This is a genomic window from Georgenia subflava, from assembly GCF_009193155.1.
GTDB classification, from domain to species: domain Bacteria; phylum Actinomycetota; class Actinomycetes; order Actinomycetales; family Actinomycetaceae; genus Georgenia; species Georgenia subflava.
In genome coordinates, this window is sequence record NZ_VUKD01000002.1 from 92,755 (window position 1) to 109,410 (window position 16,656).

Annotated in this window: 15 protein-coding genes; 8 read left to right on the forward strand and 7 right to left on the reverse strand. The window is 72.2% G+C overall.

The window, feature by feature from the left end:
* Positions 1–115: 115 nt before the first annotated feature.
* Both GD748_RS07000 and GD748_RS07005 read right to left on the reverse strand, forming a co-directional pair.
* The gene (locus tag GD748_RS07000; RefSeq protein WP_152194508.1) at positions 116–421 is read right to left on the reverse strand and encodes a DUF2249 domain-containing protein; all 306 of its coding nucleotides are present in this window, start codon (positions 419–421) and stop codon (positions 116–118) included.
* A gap of 168 nt (positions 422–589) precedes the next feature.
* Positions 590–1,708 carry an LppM family (lipo)protein gene (locus tag GD748_RS07005; protein WP_152194509.1) on the reverse strand — a complete coding sequence of 373 codons (1,119 nt, stop codon included), beginning with the start codon at positions 1,706–1,708 and terminating at the stop codon, positions 590–592.
* 251 nt (positions 1,709–1,959) lie between these two features.
* On the opposite strand from GD748_RS07005, the gene purD reads away from it, so the two are divergent.
* Entirely contained in the window at positions 1,960–3,237 is a 1,278-nt protein-coding gene (purD, locus tag GD748_RS07010; RefSeq protein WP_152194510.1) for a phosphoribosylamine--glycine ligase, read from the forward strand.
* A gap of 187 nt (positions 3,238–3,424) precedes the next feature.
* On the opposite strand, the gene gndA is transcribed toward purD, so the two are convergent.
* Positions 3,425–4,879, reverse strand: a complete 1,455-nt coding sequence (gene gndA / locus GD748_RS07015) for an NADP-dependent phosphogluconate dehydrogenase (RefSeq protein ID WP_152194511.1) — start codon at positions 4,877–4,879, stop codon at positions 3,425–3,427.
* Positions 4,880–5,128: 249 nt separating this feature from the next.
* Between gndA and GD748_RS07020 the strand changes: the two genes are divergently transcribed.
* The 6 genes from GD748_RS07020 to purQ all read left to right on the forward strand — a co-directional run bounded on the left by GD748_RS07020 (position 5,129) and on the right by purQ (position 10,026).
* Positions 5,129–6,052, forward strand: a complete 924-nt coding sequence (locus GD748_RS07020) for a phosphoribosylaminoimidazolesuccinocarboxamide synthase (RefSeq protein WP_152194512.1) — start codon at positions 5,129–5,131, stop codon at positions 6,050–6,052.
* A 147-nt stretch (positions 6,053–6,199) separates the two neighbouring features.
* Positions 6,200–7,315, forward strand: coding sequence for a fatty acid desaturase family protein (locus GD748_RS07025; protein WP_152194513.1), 1,116 nt, complete (start codon positions 6,200–6,202; stop codon positions 7,313–7,315).
* Positions 7,316–7,397: 82 nt separating this feature from the next.
* Positions 7,398–7,961: a cysteine hydrolase family protein gene (locus GD748_RS07030; RefSeq protein ID WP_152194514.1), complete on the forward strand. Its 564-nt coding sequence runs from the start codon at positions 7,398–7,400 to the stop codon at positions 7,959–7,961.
* Positions 7,958–8,962 carry a nucleoside hydrolase gene (locus tag GD748_RS07035; RefSeq protein ID WP_152194515.1) on the forward strand — a complete coding sequence of 335 codons (1,005 nt, stop codon included), beginning with the start codon at positions 7,958–7,960 and terminating at the stop codon, positions 8,960–8,962. The genes GD748_RS07030 and GD748_RS07035 overlap by 4 nt, the downstream gene beginning before the upstream one ends.
* 99 nt (positions 8,963–9,061) lie before the next feature.
* A complete protein-coding gene (locus GD748_RS07040; protein WP_152194516.1) occupies positions 9,062–9,316 on the forward strand; it encodes a phosphoribosylformylglycinamidine synthase subunit PurS in 255 nt (84 codons plus the stop codon).
* A complete protein-coding gene (purQ, locus tag GD748_RS07045; RefSeq protein ID WP_152194517.1) occupies positions 9,316–10,026 on the forward strand; it encodes a phosphoribosylformylglycinamidine synthase subunit PurQ in 711 nt (236 codons plus the stop codon). The genes GD748_RS07040 and purQ overlap by 1 nt, the downstream gene beginning before the upstream one ends.
* A gap of 53 nt (positions 10,027–10,079) precedes the next feature.
* Here the strand turns inward: purQ and ald are convergent, their stop codons facing one another.
* From ald to GD748_RS07060, 3 genes are all read right to left on the reverse strand, one after another.
* Complete coding sequence (gene ald / locus GD748_RS07050) at positions 10,080–11,195, reverse strand: alanine dehydrogenase (RefSeq protein ID WP_152194518.1); 1,116 nt, start codon at positions 11,193–11,195, stop codon at positions 10,080–10,082.
* Between the two features lie 334 nt (positions 11,196–11,529).
* A complete protein-coding gene (locus GD748_RS07055) occupies positions 11,530–13,188 on the reverse strand; it encodes an ABC-F family ATP-binding cassette domain-containing protein (RefSeq protein ID WP_152194519.1) in 1,659 nt (552 codons plus the stop codon).
* Positions 13,189–13,479: 291 nt separating this feature from the next.
* Positions 13,480–14,238, reverse strand: coding sequence for a MerR family transcriptional regulator (locus tag GD748_RS07060; protein ID WP_152194520.1), 759 nt, complete (start codon positions 14,236–14,238; stop codon positions 13,480–13,482).
* 327 nt (positions 14,239–14,565) lie between these two features.
* Here GD748_RS07060 and GD748_RS07065 point away from each other — a divergent pair, with 327 nt between their 5' ends.
* Positions 14,566–15,402: an SDR family oxidoreductase gene (locus tag GD748_RS07065; RefSeq protein WP_152194521.1), complete on the forward strand. Its 837-nt coding sequence runs from the start codon at positions 14,566–14,568 to the stop codon at positions 15,400–15,402.
* Positions 15,403–15,588: 186 nt separating this feature from the next.
* Here GD748_RS07065 and GD748_RS07070 read toward each other — a convergent pair whose 3' ends face one another.
* Positions 15,589–16,602, reverse strand: coding sequence for a MaoC/PaaZ C-terminal domain-containing protein (locus GD748_RS07070; protein ID WP_152195026.1), 1,014 nt, complete (start codon positions 16,600–16,602; stop codon positions 15,589–15,591).
* Positions 16,603–16,656: the final 54 nt, after the last annotated feature.

Sequence of the window (16,656 nt, forward strand, 5' to 3'; positions counted from 1 at the left end):
TTCGGCGAGACGTCCAGAACGTCCCGAGCAGGCCCGTCGCCCCAGAGGGTGGCGGGCCTGCTCGTGCACCCGTGGTGAGGCGACCGCCGAGATCGTGCGGCCCGGGGCCGGCTCGTCAGCTGCGGGTCAGTCGCAGCGTCCAGGCATCCGGGCCCTCCTGGAGGTACTCGACGGCGAAGGCGCCCGGCTCACGCTGCTCGATCTGGGCGAGCAGCGGCAGCGGGTTGTGCGGAGCGACGAGATCCATCGCGAACCCCGGTGCGATCGCGCTGAGCGCACCGAAGACGGTGGCGTGGCGGATCGCGTGCGGGACGGCGCGCACGTCGAGGGAGGGGACGTTGTCGTCGTGCTCGCAGTTGCACCCGCCGGCGTGGGCCGCGGCGTCCTTGGTGGAGCGGATCTCGACGTGGTCGATGGCCATGACTTGTCCTTCGGTTCGATGAGGGGGACCACGACCAGAATAGATCAGGAGAATTCCGTGAAAAAGGTGGCCGCCATCCGCCGGTCGGTCGCGATCCGCCGTGTGCGGGTGGCCGGACGTACTGTCGGCGCTTCACGGAGAACGTGGTGTGACGCGCCCGCGCGGGAACTAGCGCGGCGGCGATCCCGCTGCGGGTTCGTCGGGCGTAGGGGCGGGGCCGTGGTGCGGTGTCGTGGGACCTGCGTCCGGATCAGTCGGTGCCGCGTAGGGGTCCCCGTGCTCGGGTGGTGCGGCGGCGCCCGCAGGTCCCGCAGGTGTCCCCTGCCGGTGGTCGGGCAGCGCGGCGGTGTCTGCGGCCCCTGGCTGCCCGGCCCCGTCCGGTGCCGCCCAAGCGGTCGGCTGACCGGGTGTCCCTGGCGCCACCTGCTGTCCGGGGACGCCGTAGGCGCCGGGCGCCGTCTGCGGGACGGGCTGACCGTAGCCGGCTGCCATGCCCGGCGCGCCCGGCACCCCGTAGGCGCCCGGGACCGGCTCGGCGCCGGGGGCGCCCGCCAGGTCCTCGTACGCGACGTACTCGCCCGGGCGGCCCTGCCTGCTGCTGCGAGCGACCAGGGCGACCACCACGGCGATGACGGCGAGCAGCAGGATCGCGCCGAGCACCCACCACCACCAGCTCGTCCCGGCGGCATCAGCGCCCGCGGTATCTTCGTCCGCCGCATCTCCGCCCGCGGCGCCGTCACGCGCCGCGCCGTCGCCCACGGCCTCGCCGGTAGCGGTGACGCCGTCGGCGAGGATCGCCGGGTCGGACCAGGTCACGGTGCTGCCCTCGACCTCGCCGCCGCCCGCGTCGATGACCGCGCCGGGGAACGTGACGGCCAGGATCACCTCCAGGTCCGGGATCTGTTCGAGGGACGCCTCGACGGAGCCGTCCCCATCGAGAGCAAACGTGTATACGCCGTCTGCCTCGGTGATGGTCAGACCCTGGCTCGTCATCTCGGACAACGGTGCCCCGATGACGTCGAACGAGCAGCCGAGGTTCCCGTCCTCCTCGAGATTCTCGACCGTGTAGTCGACGCTCGTCGGGAGCCCCGTGGTGTCCATCTCCGCCGCGAGACTCTGGCAGTCCAGGTCCTCCCGGGTGAGCGAGCCACTCTTGTCGAGCATCTCCAGGTGGATGTCCGCCGTGTCGTCGGCATTGATCGTGAAGGCCATCTCCATGCGGAAGCAGCCGGCCAGGAGCAGCAGGAGCGGTAGCAGCACGACGGCGCGGAGCCGCCTCACCGTCATGACGCGAGGAGCGTCGTCGGGGCGAGCAGGGCGCGGTCGTCCGGTCGTCATATGACGAACGTAGACCCGTTCGCCGCCTGGGTCCGCGGGAGGTCGGAACGGTCAGGACGGTGGCATGGCAAACCGGGGGCCGCCGGAGGCAGCCCCGGTGGCGGTGACAAGCCAGCGGTAGCGGTGACAAGCCCGCGGTGGGCGGTGACGGTCCGTGGTCACGGGCCGGCCGGTCCGCAACCGGCAAGTACCCTGCACGCGTGAGAATTCTGCTGGTCGGGTCCGGCGCGCGCGAGCACGCCCTGGCCCGGGCTCTGTCCCTCGACCCCGCGACCACGGCCCTCGTGGTCGGCCCGGGGAACCCCGGCACCGCCGAGATCGCCACCAACATCCCGCTCGACATCCTCGACGGCGCCGCCGTGGTAGCCGCAGCGAAGGAGATGTCGGCCGATCTCGTCGTCATCGGCCCGGAAGCGCCGCTCGTCGCGGGGGTGGTCGACGCCGTCCGCGAGGCCGGTATCGCCTGCTTCGGGCCGGACCGTGCCGCGGCCCGCCTCGAGGGCTCCAAGGCGTTCGCCAAGGAGATCATGGCCGCGGCCGAGGTCCCCACGGCTCTGGCCCACGTGTGCACGACCGTCGAGCAGGTCACGGAGGCGATCGACGCGTTCGGAGCCCCCTTCGTCGTCAAGGACGATGGACTGGCCGCAGGCAAGGGGGTCGTGGTCTGCGACGACCGCGACGACGCCCTGGCGCACGCCCGCGTCTGCCTCGCCAAGGAGGGCGGGGACGTCGCCACGCTCGGCGAGCCCGCCGTCGTCGTCGAGGAGTTCCTCGACGGCCCCGAGATCTCTCTGTTCTGCCTCAGCGACGGCACCGACGTCGTCCCGCTCGAGCCGGCGCAGGACTACAAGCGGCTGGCCGACGGCGACGCCGGCCCGAACACCGGGGGGATGGGTGCCTACTCGCCGCTGGCGTGGGCGCCCGAGGACCTCACCGCGCAGGTGGTCGAACGGGTCGCCCTGCCGGTCGTGCGGGAGATGGCCCGCCGCGGCACCCCCTTCGTCGGGCTGCTGTACTGCGGACTTGCCCTGACCTCCCGGGGGCTGCGCGTGGTGGAGTTCAACGTCCGCTTCGGCGACCCCGAGACCCAGGTGGTCCTCGCCCGGCTCGCCTCGCCGCTGGCCGAGCTGCTGCACGCGGCGGCGACCGGACGGCTCGGCCAGGTCGAGGCGCCGCGCTGGCACGAGGACGCGGCCGTGACCGTCGTGATGGCCGCGCACGGCTATCCCGGGCCGGTTCGCAAGGGTGACGTGATCTCCGGGACCGCGGACGCCGACGCGCTCGACGACGTGCATGTCCTGCACGCCGGCACGGCCACCGACGAGAACGGAGCACTGGTCAGCGCCGGTGGCCGCGTCCTCAGCGTGGTCGGCACCGGGGTGGACCTTGCTGCGGCTCGGACGGCTGCCTACGCCGGGGTCGACCGCATCGAGCTGCCCGGGGCGCAGCACCGCACCGACATCGCCGCCGGCCGCTGAGCCCGGCGGGCTGCCCGCGCGAGATCCGCAGATCCGGCCGATACCTGCTGTTTGCGCCGAAACCTGGTCCCGCACGCAAGTGCAGGTTTCAGACAGAGAATGCAGGTCTCACCGTCCAGGCGGGAGGGTTCGACACGAACGGCCGGTCACCCGAGCGGGTGACCGGCCGTCGTCGTGGTGCCGCGAATCAGGCCTGCTTCTCCTCCGAGCGGTCGGCGGACCACAGGGTGTGGAAGGTGCCCTCGGCGTCGACGCGCTGGTAGGTGTGTGCGCCGAAGAAGTCGCGCTGGCCCTGGATCAGCGCCGCCGGGAGACGCTCGGCGCGGATCCCGTCGTAGTAGCTCAGCGACGAGGCGAACACCGGGGTCGGGACGCCGTTGAGCGCCGCCTGGGACACGATGCTGCGCCAGGCGGTGACGCCCTTGTCCATCACGTCGGTGAAGAACTCGTCCGCGAGCAGCAGCGGCAGCTCGGGGGTGCGCTCGTACGCCTCGGTGATGCGGTTGAGGAACCGGGCGCGGATGATGCAGCCGCCGCGCCAGATGCGGGCCATGGCGCCGCGGTCGATGCCCCAGCCGTTCTCCTCCGACGCCGCGGTGATCTGGTCGAAGCCCTGGGAGTAGGCGACGACCTTGGAGGCGTAGAGCGCCAGGCGCACGTCCTCGATGAAGGCGTCCCGGTCGGTCACGTCCCACTTGCCGGCGTGGGCGGGCAGCGTGCCGCGGGCGGCCTCGCGCTGCGGCACGGAGCCGGAGAGCGCCCGGGCGAAGGTGGCCTCGGCGATGCCGGTCACCGGCACGCCGAGGTCGAGGGCGTTCTGCACGGTCCAGCGACCGGTGCCCTTCTGCTCTGCCCGGTCGAGGATGATGTCGACGAACGCCTTGCCGGTCTGCGGGTCGGTGTGCTTGAGGACCTCCGCGGAGATCTCGATGAGGAAGGACTCGAGGTCGCCGGCGTTCCACTCCTCGAAGATGTCGCCGATCTCGGCGGCGGACGCGCCCAGGCCGTGGCGCAGCAGGTCGTAGGCCTCGGCGATGAGCTGCATGTCGGCGTACTCGATGCCGTTGTGGACCATCTTGACGAAGTGGCCGGCGCCGTCGGGGCCGATGTAGGTGCAGCACGGGACGCCGTCGACCTTGGCGGAGATGTCCTCGAGCATGGGGCCGAGGCGGTCGTAGGACTCCCTGGTGCCGCCGGGCATGATCGACGGGCCGTTCAGCGCGCCCTCCTCGCCGCCCGAGACGCCGGAGCCGACGAAGTGCAGGCCCTTCTCACGCAGGGCGTTCTCGCGCCGGATCGTGTCGGGGAAGTGGGCGTTGCCGGCGTCGACGATGATGTCGCCCGGCTCCATGTGCTCGGCGAGCTGGTCGATCACCGCGTCGGTCCCGGCGCCGGCCTTGACCATGATCACGGCCACACGCGGCTTGGACAGCGATGCCACGAAGTCCTCGACCGACTCCGACGGGACGAACGTGCCGTCGTCGCCGTGCTCGGCCACGAGCTTCTCGGTCTTGCCGTAGGAGCGGTTGTGGACTGCCACCGTGTAACCGTGCCGCGCGAAGTTGCGGGCCAGGTTGGAGCCCATGACCGCCAGGCCGGTCACGCCGATGTCGGCCGTGCCGACGGGCTGCTCGCTTGCCATGTCTACTTCCTCCAGGTTGCGCTGAGGTGCTCGGGATTCGTCTGGAACGGTACGCGGTCCTGTCCCGCGGCGCCCTCAGGTGCCATCAGTTGTCGAGACGGTGCCTGCGGCCGGTGTCCTGGCTCGCCATCGCCATCGCCGTCGCCGTCGCCGTCGCCGTCGCCGTCGCCGCCGCGGCCGCGAACCGCTCGTGAGACGGGCCGGACCCGGACGGGACGACGCCTGCCCGCTGCTGACAGGATGTGGCCCATGAGCGACGACGGCGGTGCCGGCTCCTACCCGGAGCTCGAGGGCTGGACCCGGACCTACTCGGGGAAGGTGCGTGACCTCTACGTCCCCCAGGACGCGTCCGCGCGGGCCGGCGGCGACGTCGTGCTGGTGGTCGCCTCCGACCGGATCAGCGCCTTCGACCACGTCCTGCCCACCACCATCCCGGACAAGGGCAAGATCCTCACCGCCATGAGCCTGTGGTGGTTCGAGCAGCTCGCCGACGTCGTCCCCAACCACGTGGTGTCCACCGACGTGCCCGCCGCGGTGGCCGGCCGGGCGATGATCTGCCGTCAGCTGCGGATGTACCCGATCGAGTGCGTGGTGCGCGGCTACCTCACCGGCTCGGGACTCCAGGAGTACCGCAGCTCCGGCGCCGTGACCGGGCTGGCGCTGCCGGCCGGGCTCCGCGACGGCGACCGGCTCCCCGAGCCCATCTTCACCCCGGCCGCGAAGGCCGACCTCGGCGAGCACGACGAGAACATCTCGTTCGAGGAGACCGCGGACCGGATCGGGCTGCGGCTGGCCCGCCGCCTGCGCGACCGGACCCTCGCCGTCTACGCCCATGCCGCCGAGATCGCCGCGGACCGCGGCATCATCCTGGCCGACACCAAGCTCGAGTTCGGCGCCTCGCCGCAGCCGGGGGAGCCGGTCGTGGTGCTCGGCGACGAGGTGCTCACGCCGGACTCCTCCCGGTTCTGGAGCGCAGCCGACTGGGCGCCGGGCCAGGCGCAGCGCAGCTATGACAAGCAGTTCGTGCGCGACTGGCTCGTCTCGCCCGAGGCCGGCTGGGACCGCCGCGGGGACGCGCCGCCCCCGGCGCTGCCAGAGGACGTCGTCGCGCGCACCCGGGCACGCTACGTCGAGGCCTACGAGCAGCTCACAGGGCAGGTCTTCACGGCCTGAGGCCCGGCACGACGGCCCTGACCTGCGTGAACCTACGTAGCCGTAGGTTCCGGTAGAGACGGAGGCGTTTCCGTGTCACACTCGACGCGGCGCCAATGACGCCAGTGCGGCCCCAGGTCGTGCCCCTCGAACACCAGGCGGCGGCCCATGAGCCACACCCTCACACCCAGCACGCAGTCTCCCGCGGCCCGCGAGACCTCCGGGCGCCGGCCCGGCAGCGTCCGGGAGCGGCAGCTCAGCGACTTCACGGCCCTCACCGCGATGGTGAAGGAGGCCGGACTCATGCGCCGGGCGTACGGGTACTACTGGTCGAAGCTCATCGGGCTGACGCTGGCCGGGCTCGCCCTGGCCGCGGCGTTCGTCCTCATCGGGGACACGTGGTGGCAGATGGGCACGGCCGTCGTCCTCGCACTGCTGATGACCCAGATCGCGTTCCTCGGTCACGACGCCGCCCACCGGCAGATCTTCGTCTCCGGCAGGTGGAACGAGTGGGTCTCCCTCATCGTGATCAACCTGTTCGCAGGCATGGGCCTCGGCTGGTGGAACCGCAAGCACAACAAGCACCACGCCGCCCCGAACAAGCTCGACGCCGACCCCGACATCGAGTCCGGCGTGCTGGCCTTCACCCCGGAGGGGGCGGCGGGCCGCAAGACCCGGCTGACCCGCTGGCTGACCACCAAGCAGGGCTACTTCTTCTACCCGCTGCTGCTCCTCGAGGGCGTCAACCTGCACGTCCAGGGCATCAAGCGGGTCGTCTCGCGCGGTGAGGTCAAGCGCCGGTGGGTCGAGCTGGGGTTCATCACCTTCCGGCTGGTCACCTACTTCGGCCTGGTCTTCCTCGTGCTCTCTCCCGGCAAGGCAGCGGCCTTCATCGGCATCCAGCTGGCCGTGTTCGGCCTCTACATGGGCCTGTCCTTCGCGCCGAACCACATCGGCATGCCCATCGTGCCGCCGACGGTGAAGATCGACTTCCTGCGCCGCCAGGTGCTGATGAGCCGCAACGTCACCGGTGGCCGCTGGGTCGACACGTTCATGGGCGGGCTGAACTTCCAGGTCGAGCACCACCTGTTCCCCTCGATGGCGCGGCCGAACCTGCGCAAGGTCGCCCCGGTGGTGCGCGAGTACTGCGAGCAGCTCGGGGTGCGCTACACCGAGACGTCGATCGCGCATTCCTACCGGGCCGTCACCACCTACATCAATCGCGTCGGTCGCAACGGCCTCGACGTGTGGGCGTGCCCGCTGGCGGTGCAGTACCGGGTCTGAGCACCTGGGCGGTCGCGACCGCCAGGACACCTGGGGCCGCGCGCCTGAGCACGCCGCGGCCGCCACCGGTAGCGTCGCGCGGGTGACAGACGACCCGAGCACCGAGCCCGCCGCGCCCTGGCTCGTCGTGATCGACCCGCAACGCATCTTCGCCGAGCCGCCCAGCCCGTGGGCCGCGCCGGGCTTCGACCGGATCGTCGAACCGGTCCGGCGGCTCGCCGAGACGCACGCCGGCCGGGTGGTCGTGACCCGGTTCGTCGCCCCCGACCTGCCCGCCGGCTCCTGGCGTGAGTACTACCGGGACTGGCCGTTCGCGCTCGTGCCCGACGACGACCCCCTCTACGAGGTGGTGCCCGCGCTCGCGGACCTCGGGACCCGGACGGTCACCGAGCCGACGTTCGGCAAGTGGGGGCCGGGGCTGCTCGACGTCGTCGGCCCGGCCCCGCACCTCGTGCTGACGGGGGTGGCCACGGACTGCTGCGTCCTCTCCACCGCGCTCGCGGCGGCCGACGGCGGGGCGCACGTGCAGGTCGTCGCCGACGCCTGCGCGGGCTCCGACGAGGCGAACCACCGGCGTGCCCTGGACGCGATGTCGCTGTACGCCCCGCAGATCACCGTGACCACCAGCGCGGAGCTGCTGGCATGACCGGGACCGGAGGCACCGGCACCGACAGAGGCGCCGATACGGGCAAGAACCGCGGCACGACGTCGCCGCGACGCGTCGTCGTGGACTGCGACCCCGGCCACGACGACGCGCTCGCGCTGCTCATGGCCGCCGGCCACCCCGACGTCGAGATCGCCGCGATCACCACGGTCGGCGGGAACCAGACGCTGGAGAAAGTCACCCGCAACGCCCTCGCGGTCGCCACCGTCGCCGGGCTGGAGCACGCCGTCGTGGCCGCCGGCTGCGACCGCCCGCTGGTCGCCGACGCCGTGATCACCGCGCCGCGCACCCACGGGGCCAGCGGCCTCGACGGTCCCGTGCTGCCTGCGCCGACGGTCGCACTGGACCCGCGGCACGGCGTCGACGTCATCATCGAGACCGTCATGGCTGCCGAGCCGGGCACGATCACCCTGGTGCCCATGGGGCCGTTGACGAACATCGCCACCGCCGTGCGCCGCGAGCCCGCCGTCGTCGGCCGCGTGGCGGAGGTGGTCCTCATGGGCGGGGGCTACACCAAGGGCAACATCACCCCGGCGGCGGAGTTCAACATCTACACGGACCCCGAGGCCGCGCACGTCGTCTTCGCCGCACCGTGGCGGGTCACCATGGTCGGCCTCGACCTCACCCATCAGGCGCGCGCGACCGAGGACGTGGTCGAACGGTTCCGCGCCCTCGGGACGCGGGCCGGCGACTTCGTGGTGGACATGCTGGACTTCTTCGGCCCCGCCTACCGCGCCGAGCAGGGCTTCCCGGCACCGCCCGTGCACGACGTGTGCGCCCTCGTGCGCGCCGTCGAGCCGGACGTGGTGACCGTGCGGCCGGGCCACGTCGACGTCGAGCTGCGCGGGGAGCACACCCGCGGGATGACCGTCACCGACCTCCTCGGCCGAGAGGGACGTGACCTCGACCACCTCGTCGCCACCGAGCTGGACGTCGACCGGTTCTGGGACCTCGTGATCGGCGCCGTCTCGCGGTTGGACTGACGTCCGCGGCACCGGGCGCCGGCGTGGACGCCCCAGCCACGTGCTGGCGCCAGCGGATACCCTGGGCGCCGAAAGCCGTCACACCACAGGAGCGCAGTCATGGGACGCATCGTCGTCGAGGTCATGCCCAAGCCCGAGATCCTCGACCCGCAGGGCAAGGCCGTCGCCGGAGCGCTCCCGCGGCTGGGGCTGAGCCAGTTCACCGGCGTGCGCCAGGGCAAGCGCTTCGAGCTGAGCGTCGACGGGCCGGTGACCGAGGAGCTCCTCGAGGCGGCCCGCCAGGCGGCCGGCACCGCGCTGTCGAACCCGATCATCGAGGACGTCGTCGGCGTCCACGAGGCGGAGGAGAACTGATGGCTGCCACCGGCGCGCGCATCGGCGTCGTCACCTTCCCCGGCAGCCTGGACGACCGTGACGCCCAGCGGGCGGTCCGCCTCGCCGGCGCCGAGCCCGTGCGGCTGTGGCACGCCGACGCGGACCTGCACGGCGTGGACGCCGTCGTCCTGCCCGGCGGGTTCTCCTACGGCGACTACCTGCGCTGCGGGGCCATCGCCCGCTTCGCGCCGGTCATGACCGAGGTCGTCGAGGCAGCCCGGGGCGGACTGCCGGTCCTCGGGATCTGCAACGGCTTCCAGATCCTGTGCGAGGCCCACCTGCTGCCGGGTGCGCTCATCCGCAACGACCACCAGCGCTTCATCTGCCGCGACCAGCAGCTGCGGGTCGTCAACAGCTCGACCGCGTGGACCACCGACCTGCGCACGGACCAGGTCATCACCATCCCCCTCAAGAACGGCGAGGGTGGCTTCGTCGCCGACGACGCCACGCTCGACCGGATCGAGGGCGAGGGGCAGGTCGTCTTCCGCTACGAGGGGCTCAACCCCAACGGCTCGCTGCGCGACATCGCCGGCGTGAGCAACGAGCGTGGCAATGTCGTCGGCCTCATGCCGCACCCCGAGCACGCCGTCGAGCCCGGATTCGGTCCCGACATGGGCGGCGCACCGCGCAGCGGCACCGACGGCCTCGCCCTGTTCACGTCGGTCCTCGGCTCCCTCGTCAACGCCTGAGGATCGGCCCGCAGGCGACCGCTACCACGACCGCCTGAGCTGTGCCTCGGCGGTCAGCCGAGCACGTCGGTCAGCGGCGTCGCCAGCAGGGCGTGCGCGGCGGCGACCGGCTCGCACACCAGGGCGCCCTCGTGGGTGTTCAGACCCTTCGCCAGGGCCGGGTCCGCGCGCATCGCGTCGCGCCAGCCGTGCTGGGCGAGCTCGAGGGCGTACGGCACGGTGACGTTCGTCAGCGCGTAGGTCGAGGTGTGCGGGACGGCGCCGGGCATGTTCGCGACGCAGTAGAACTCCGTCTCGTGCACGCGGTACGTGGGATCGGTGTGCGTGGTCGGGCGAGAGTCCTCGAAGCAGCCGCCCTGGTCGATAGCGATGTCGACGACGACGCTGCCCGGCTTCATCCGGGCAACCTGCTCGTTGCTGACGAGGGTGGGGGCGCGGGCGCCCGGCACGAGCACCGCGCCGATGACGAGGTCGGCCTCCGAGACCGCCTTCTCGATCTCGTACGCGTTGGACGCGACCGTCTGACAGTGCCCCTGGTAGATGTCGTCCGCGTGCCGCAGCTTGGCGATGTCCTTGTCCAGGAGCCGCACCTCGGCCTGCATGCCGAGCGCGATCGAGGCGGCCCGCATGCCGGTCACCCCGGCCCCGATCACCACGACCTTCGCGGAGTACACGCCCGACACCCCGCCCATGAGGACGCCCCGCCCGCCCTGGGCGCTCATGAGCGTGTGGGCGCCGACCATCGGTGCCAGCCGGCCGGCGACCTCGCTCATCGGCGCCAGGAGCGGCAGGGAACGGTCGGCCTCCTCGACCGTCTCGTAGGCGACGGCGGTGACCCCGCGCTCGAGCAGCACGTCGGTGAGCTCACGGTCGGCCGCGAGGTGGAGGTAGGTGAACAGCGTCTGGCCCGGTCGCAGTCGGTGGTACTCCTCGGGCACCGGCTCCTTGACCTTGAGCACCAGCTCGCCGGCGTCCCACACGTCGTCCGCCCCGGCGACGACGGTCGCCCCAGCGGTCGTGAAGTCCTCGTCGGTGATGGACGAGCCGGTCCCCGCGCCGGCCTCGACGTACACCTGGTGTCCGTGCCGGGTCAGCTCGTGCACCCCGGACGGGGTGATGGCGACCCGCAGCTCGGTGTCCTTCACCTCGCGCGGAACGGAGATCCTCATACGTGACACATCCTTGTGGCTGGGCGGGACGGCGTGCGACCGTCCGGGGGCGCTGCGAGTCTACGGCCGCTGCTCCGGCGGGCCGGCGCATGCCACGGGGTCCGCCTGGGTGCCGGCGGGCGGAGCGGTGGCGCGCCAGCACGGACGCCAGCAGGATCTCTGCAGGATGCCTGCACGGATGCCCCACCGATGCCCGCACGCCGGGGACGCCCGCACTCCGCCGGCGCGCGTCGTCGACAGTGGCGCACGGTTCGTACCGGATACCGGTACGAACCCTTCAGTCGGAGCGTGCACCCGCGGCGCGAGAGTGCCGCGCCGTTACGAGCGGGGCGTCTCAGTCCGCGGCGAGCTCGGTGAGCTGTCCTGCGTCCATCAGCCAGCGACGGGTGGCGCGCACGTTGGCCAGCATCCGCCGGTCGTGCGTGACCAGCAGGACGGTGCCGGGGAAGGACTCGACGGCCTGCTCGAGCTGGACGATGGCCGGCAGGTCGAGGTGGTTCGTGGGCTCGTCGAGGACGAGCAGGTTGACGCCGCGGGCCTGCAGCAGGGCCAGCGCCGCACGGGTGCGCTCGCCGGGGGAGAGCGAGGCGGCCGGGCGCAACGCGTTCTCCCCGCCGAGCCCGAACTTGGCCAGCAGCGTCCGCACGTCCGCCTCCGGCCAGTCCGGCACCTGCCGGGAGAAGGTCGCCGCCACCGGCTCGGCCCGGTCGAACATGGCACGGGCCTGGTCCACCTCACCGACGGCGACGCCGGACCCGAGGGAGGCGCGGCCCTGCTCGGGCTGCAGCCGGCCGAGCAGCATGGCCAGCAGGGTCGACTTCCCCGAGCCGTTCGCCCCGGTGATGACGATCCGGTCGCCGTGGTCGACCTGCGCGGTGACCGGTCCGAAGATGAACGACCCGCGGCGCACGGCGGCGCCGTCCAGGACCGCGACGACGCTGCCGCCGCGGGGTGCCTGCGCGATGGACATGCGCAGCTCCCACTCCTTGCGGGGTTCTTCCACCTTCTCCAGGCGCTCGATGGCGCGCTCGGACTGGCTGACCTTGGCCGCCTGCTTCTCGGTGCGGGCGACGGCGCGGGCGATGAGGTTCTTGTCGTTGTCCCGCGCCTTCTTGCGGGCGTTGCGCACACCCTTGTCGACCCAGCTCTTCTGCGTCTGGACCCGCTCCTTCAGACCGCCGAGCCGCTCGGCGTACTCCTCGTAGGCCTCGCGGGCGCGCCGGCGCGCCACCTCCCGCTCGGCGAGGAAGGCGTCGTACCCACCCTCGTAGACGCTGACCTGCTGCTGGGCGAGGTCGAGCTCGACGATGCCGGTGACGGTGCGGGCGAGGAACTCGCGGTCGTGGCTCACGATCACCAGCGGCGCGCGGGAGTCGTGGACGAATCGTTCGAGTCGCTCCAGGCCGGTGAGGTCGAGGTCGTTGGTGGGTTCGTCGAGCAGCAGGACGTCGTAGCGCGCCAGCAGCAGGGCGGCCAGCCCGGCGCGGGCCGCCTCCCCGCCGGAGAGGGTGGTGGTCGCGGCGTCGAGGTCGACCCCGAGCCCGACGTCGGCCGCTGCTGCCCCGGCCCGCTCGTCCAGGTCGGCCCCGCCCAGGGCGAGCCAACGTTCGAGAGCCACGGCGTAGGCGTCCGCTGCGACGGGGTCGTCCGGGCGCTCGGCCATCGAGTCGGCGGCCCTGTCCATCGCCGCGGTGGCGGCGCTCACGCCGGTGCGTCGACGCAGCAGCTGCAGGACATCCTCGCCGGGACGCCGCTCCGGTTCCTGGGCGAGGTAGCCGATGGTGGCCTGCGGTGGTGCGAGCGTCACCCGGCCGTCGATCTCCGCGGTGGAATCCAGGCCGGCCAGCGCCGTCAGGAGCGTGGACTTGCCCGCACCGTTGGCGCCGACCAGGCCCCACACGTCGCCGGGTGCGATGGTGACGGTCAGGTCGGTGAAGAGCCGGCGCGCCCCGTGGGCGGCGCCGAGCTCGCTGACGTGGAGGGTCGCGGGCACGCACCGAGGTTACGTGCCGCGGACGTCGCCTCGCCCGCTGTTTCGAGCGGGCCGGCCGCCCCCGGGTACGGGTAGCTGAGCCGCACCGGACGGCGGCTGATGGCCGGGCGGGCTGAGCGGCACCGGACGGCTGCCGGGCAGGGCGGCGGCACCGGACGGCTGCCGGGACGGCCGGCTACGCCGCGCCGGCTGCTCGGACCGCGGACCGGGGAGCACCCGGTCCGCGGCAGGTCAGGGCCCCGAGTCGGGCCAGGCGGTGACCGGGTCTGCAGCCCCGGTCACTGGCCCCTTCTACAGGTTGCGCTCGGCGTAGACCTTCATCGCGTCGCGCACGAGGACCGCGCCCTGCTCGCCGCCGTAGTTGGCGCCGAAGCGCGGGTCGGCCACGTACATCTCACCGAGCCCGACGAAGTACTCCTTGCTCGGTCCGGCCGAGCCCGCCCCGGGTGTGCCCGGGATGCCGCGGAGCCACTCGAAGTGGCGCCGAGCGAGGTCCTGCGCCTCGTCGCTCTCGGGCGTGACGCCACGCTCGGCCGCGGTCGTCCAGTCGGAGCCGAGGCGCGTGGCCCGCTCCTGCCAGGCGCGCTTCTCCTCGGGGTCCAGGCTGCTCCACCAGCGGTCACCCGCGGCGTACGCCTCCTTGCCCCAGCGCTGCTCGACCTCCTCCTTGTACCGGGTGTGGTCGAAACCGTCGAACATCTCCTCTGCCATGAGCTGTTCACCTCCTTCCCTCTTCTCGATCGTGCGTCGCACCGACGCGATCTGCCGGTCGATGCGGTCCCGTTCCTGCTCGAGCAGCACAAGGTGCCTCCCGAGCGCGGTGGAGACTTCCTTCCCACCGGCGAGCACCTCGGCGATCGCCGGCAGCCCGAGCCCGAGCTCGCGCAGCAGGAGGATCCGCTGCAGTCGGAGGAGCGCGTCCTCGTCGTAGTAGCGGTACCCCCCAGCCCCGGTCCGGGAGGGCTCGAGCAGCCCGATCTGCCCGTAGTGGCGCAGCGTGCGGCTCGTTGTCCCCGTGATCCTCGTGACCTCGTTGATCGGCCACTCCATGGCGGGTTCCTCCTTTCCGAGTCGGTGCGCACACCAGTCTGCAACTTGACGCAACGTCAAGCGCAATGGGTTAGCCGAACTAGGGCCGGGGGCCGTCTGCATGTGCGCACGACCCGGCGGGACGTGCATGTGCGCACGACCCGGCGGGACGTGTGGCCACGGCCACCGCTGCCGCACGCTCGCCGCTCGGTGGCTGGTGACGTCATCTGCCCGGACGCCTCGTGCGGGGAGAGCCCGGACCGGACCGACACACCTGGGGAATTTTCAGTGCAACCCCGTCCTTATCCCTGGTAGATGCAAATGCATCGAAAGCGAGAAGGAGGAGCGGTGAGCAACTACATCGACGGCAAGGTCATCGTCATCACGGGCGCCGGCAGCGGTTTCGGCAAGATCGTGGCGGAGAAGACCGCCGAGCTCGGCGCGAAGGTCGTCGGGGCCGACATCAACGAGGCCAACCTGCAGGCGGTCGTCGAGGGGATCCGCGCCAAGGGGCAGACGGCCGAGTACCAGGTCGCAGACGTCACCAGCAAGGAGCAGATGGACGCCGTGGCCGCCCTCGCGGTGGAGAAGTTCGGCCGCATCGACGTCATGCTCAACAACGCCGGCATCATGCCGCTGGCCTACTTCGCGGACCACCAGGCTGCCTGGAAGAGCTGGGACAAGTCCGTGGACATCAACATCAAGGGTGTCGTCAACGGCATCACCGCCGTGTACGACCAGATGATCGCCCAGGGCGAGGGTCAGGTCGTCAACATCTCCTCGATCTACGGCAACTACGGCATCCCGGGGTCGGGCGTCTACAGCGCCACCAAGGCCGCGGTGAAGGTCATCTCCGACTCCCTCCGGGCGGAGACCAAGGGCAAGATCAAGGTCACCACCGTCAAGCCGACCGGCATCCCCGGCACCAACCTGGCCAGCGCGATCGTGAACGACGAGGCGGTCGCCGGGCTCACCGCGCACCGCACGGCCGAGTTCGCCGAGAACGCGGAGAAGTACTACGGCGACCAGATGCCCGCCGAGCAGCTCGACCGCAACAGCGTGAAGTACTGGACCGTCACCCCCGAGGAGCTCGCCGAGAACGTCGTCTACGCCATCAACCAGCCCTGGGGCGTGAGCATCTCCGACATCACGGTGCGCGCCAGCGGCGAGGACTACGTCTACTGAACCGGGTTCGCGCCGGCCGGGTGAACGGGCGATGAGCGCCAGGTGTCCAGTCGGTCCACAGGCAGATCGGCGAATGTGTGTGTATGTGCACAACCCTGTGGATGGAGTCCGTGGAAAACGTCGGCCCGGTCATCCCCGCTCAGTGGGGACGACCGGGCCGGTTCGCGCGCCCGCCGAGCCGGTCGATCAGGTCGGCCGACCCGGTCGACGGACGACCGAGCCGGTGAGGTACTGCCGCCCGGACCGCGGGTCCCACGCGGCATAGCCGGTGCCCGCACCGTTGGCAGCCGTCCCCTCGCCGCCTGATCCGGCCGCCGGGACGACGGCGAACGCCACGGTGGCGGGCAGCAGCACGGGCTTGCCGAACTCCACGGTCCACAGGAAGGACTCCCCGCGGACGGGCGCGGTGGCGGCCAGCGCGCGGGCGGCGGTGTACATCCCGTGCGCGATCGGACGGGCGAAACCGAAGAGCCGCGCCCCGAGCCGCGAGACATGGATGGGGTTGCGGTCGCCGGAGACCTCGGCGTACTGCTTCGCCACGTCGGTGCCGAGCCGCCACACGGCGGTCGGGGTGCGCGGCGTCTCGGCCGGTGCCACGTCCGCGGCCGCGCCGGGCACGATCGCAGCGTCGGCGGCCTCGGCGGCGTCGGTGTCGGCAGCGCCCTCGTCCGCGGCAGGTGCGGGCGTGCCCCCGGTGGCGTGCCCCGCCTGCTGGGCGGGTCCGCCGTCGGCGGCCGGGGCGCGGCCCTTCGCCAGATAGGTGGACACCCCGCGCCAGACCGCAGCGCCGTCCTGGTCCATGACCGTCACGACCAGGTCGACCTGTGTCCCCCGCGCGTGCGGACGGGCGTTCTGGGCCCAGGCGCGCACGGTCACCGCCTCGTCCAGCCGCAGCGCCCGGTGCTGCTCCACCCGGTTCGCCACGTGGACCAGACCGAGCACCTGCAGCGGGAAGTCCTCCCGCACCATGACCGCCATCGCCAGGGGGAAGGCGAGGACGTGCACGTAGCCGGCCGGCAGGACGTCGGTGCCCGCCTCGCCGAGCAGGTGCTGGTACTCCGACAGCTTCTCGACGTCGGCGCGGACGTCCTCCACCCGCAGGACCACCGGTGGCAGCGCGCCGGCGGCGGGTCGGCGGGCGAGCACCGTCGTGCGGATGCGACCCAGCGCCTGGGCGTAGAGCCGCCCGAGCGAGGGCATCGACCGCAGCCGCTCCTCCCGGTAGCCCGCGGGAGGCCCGGCCGGGTCGCCCGG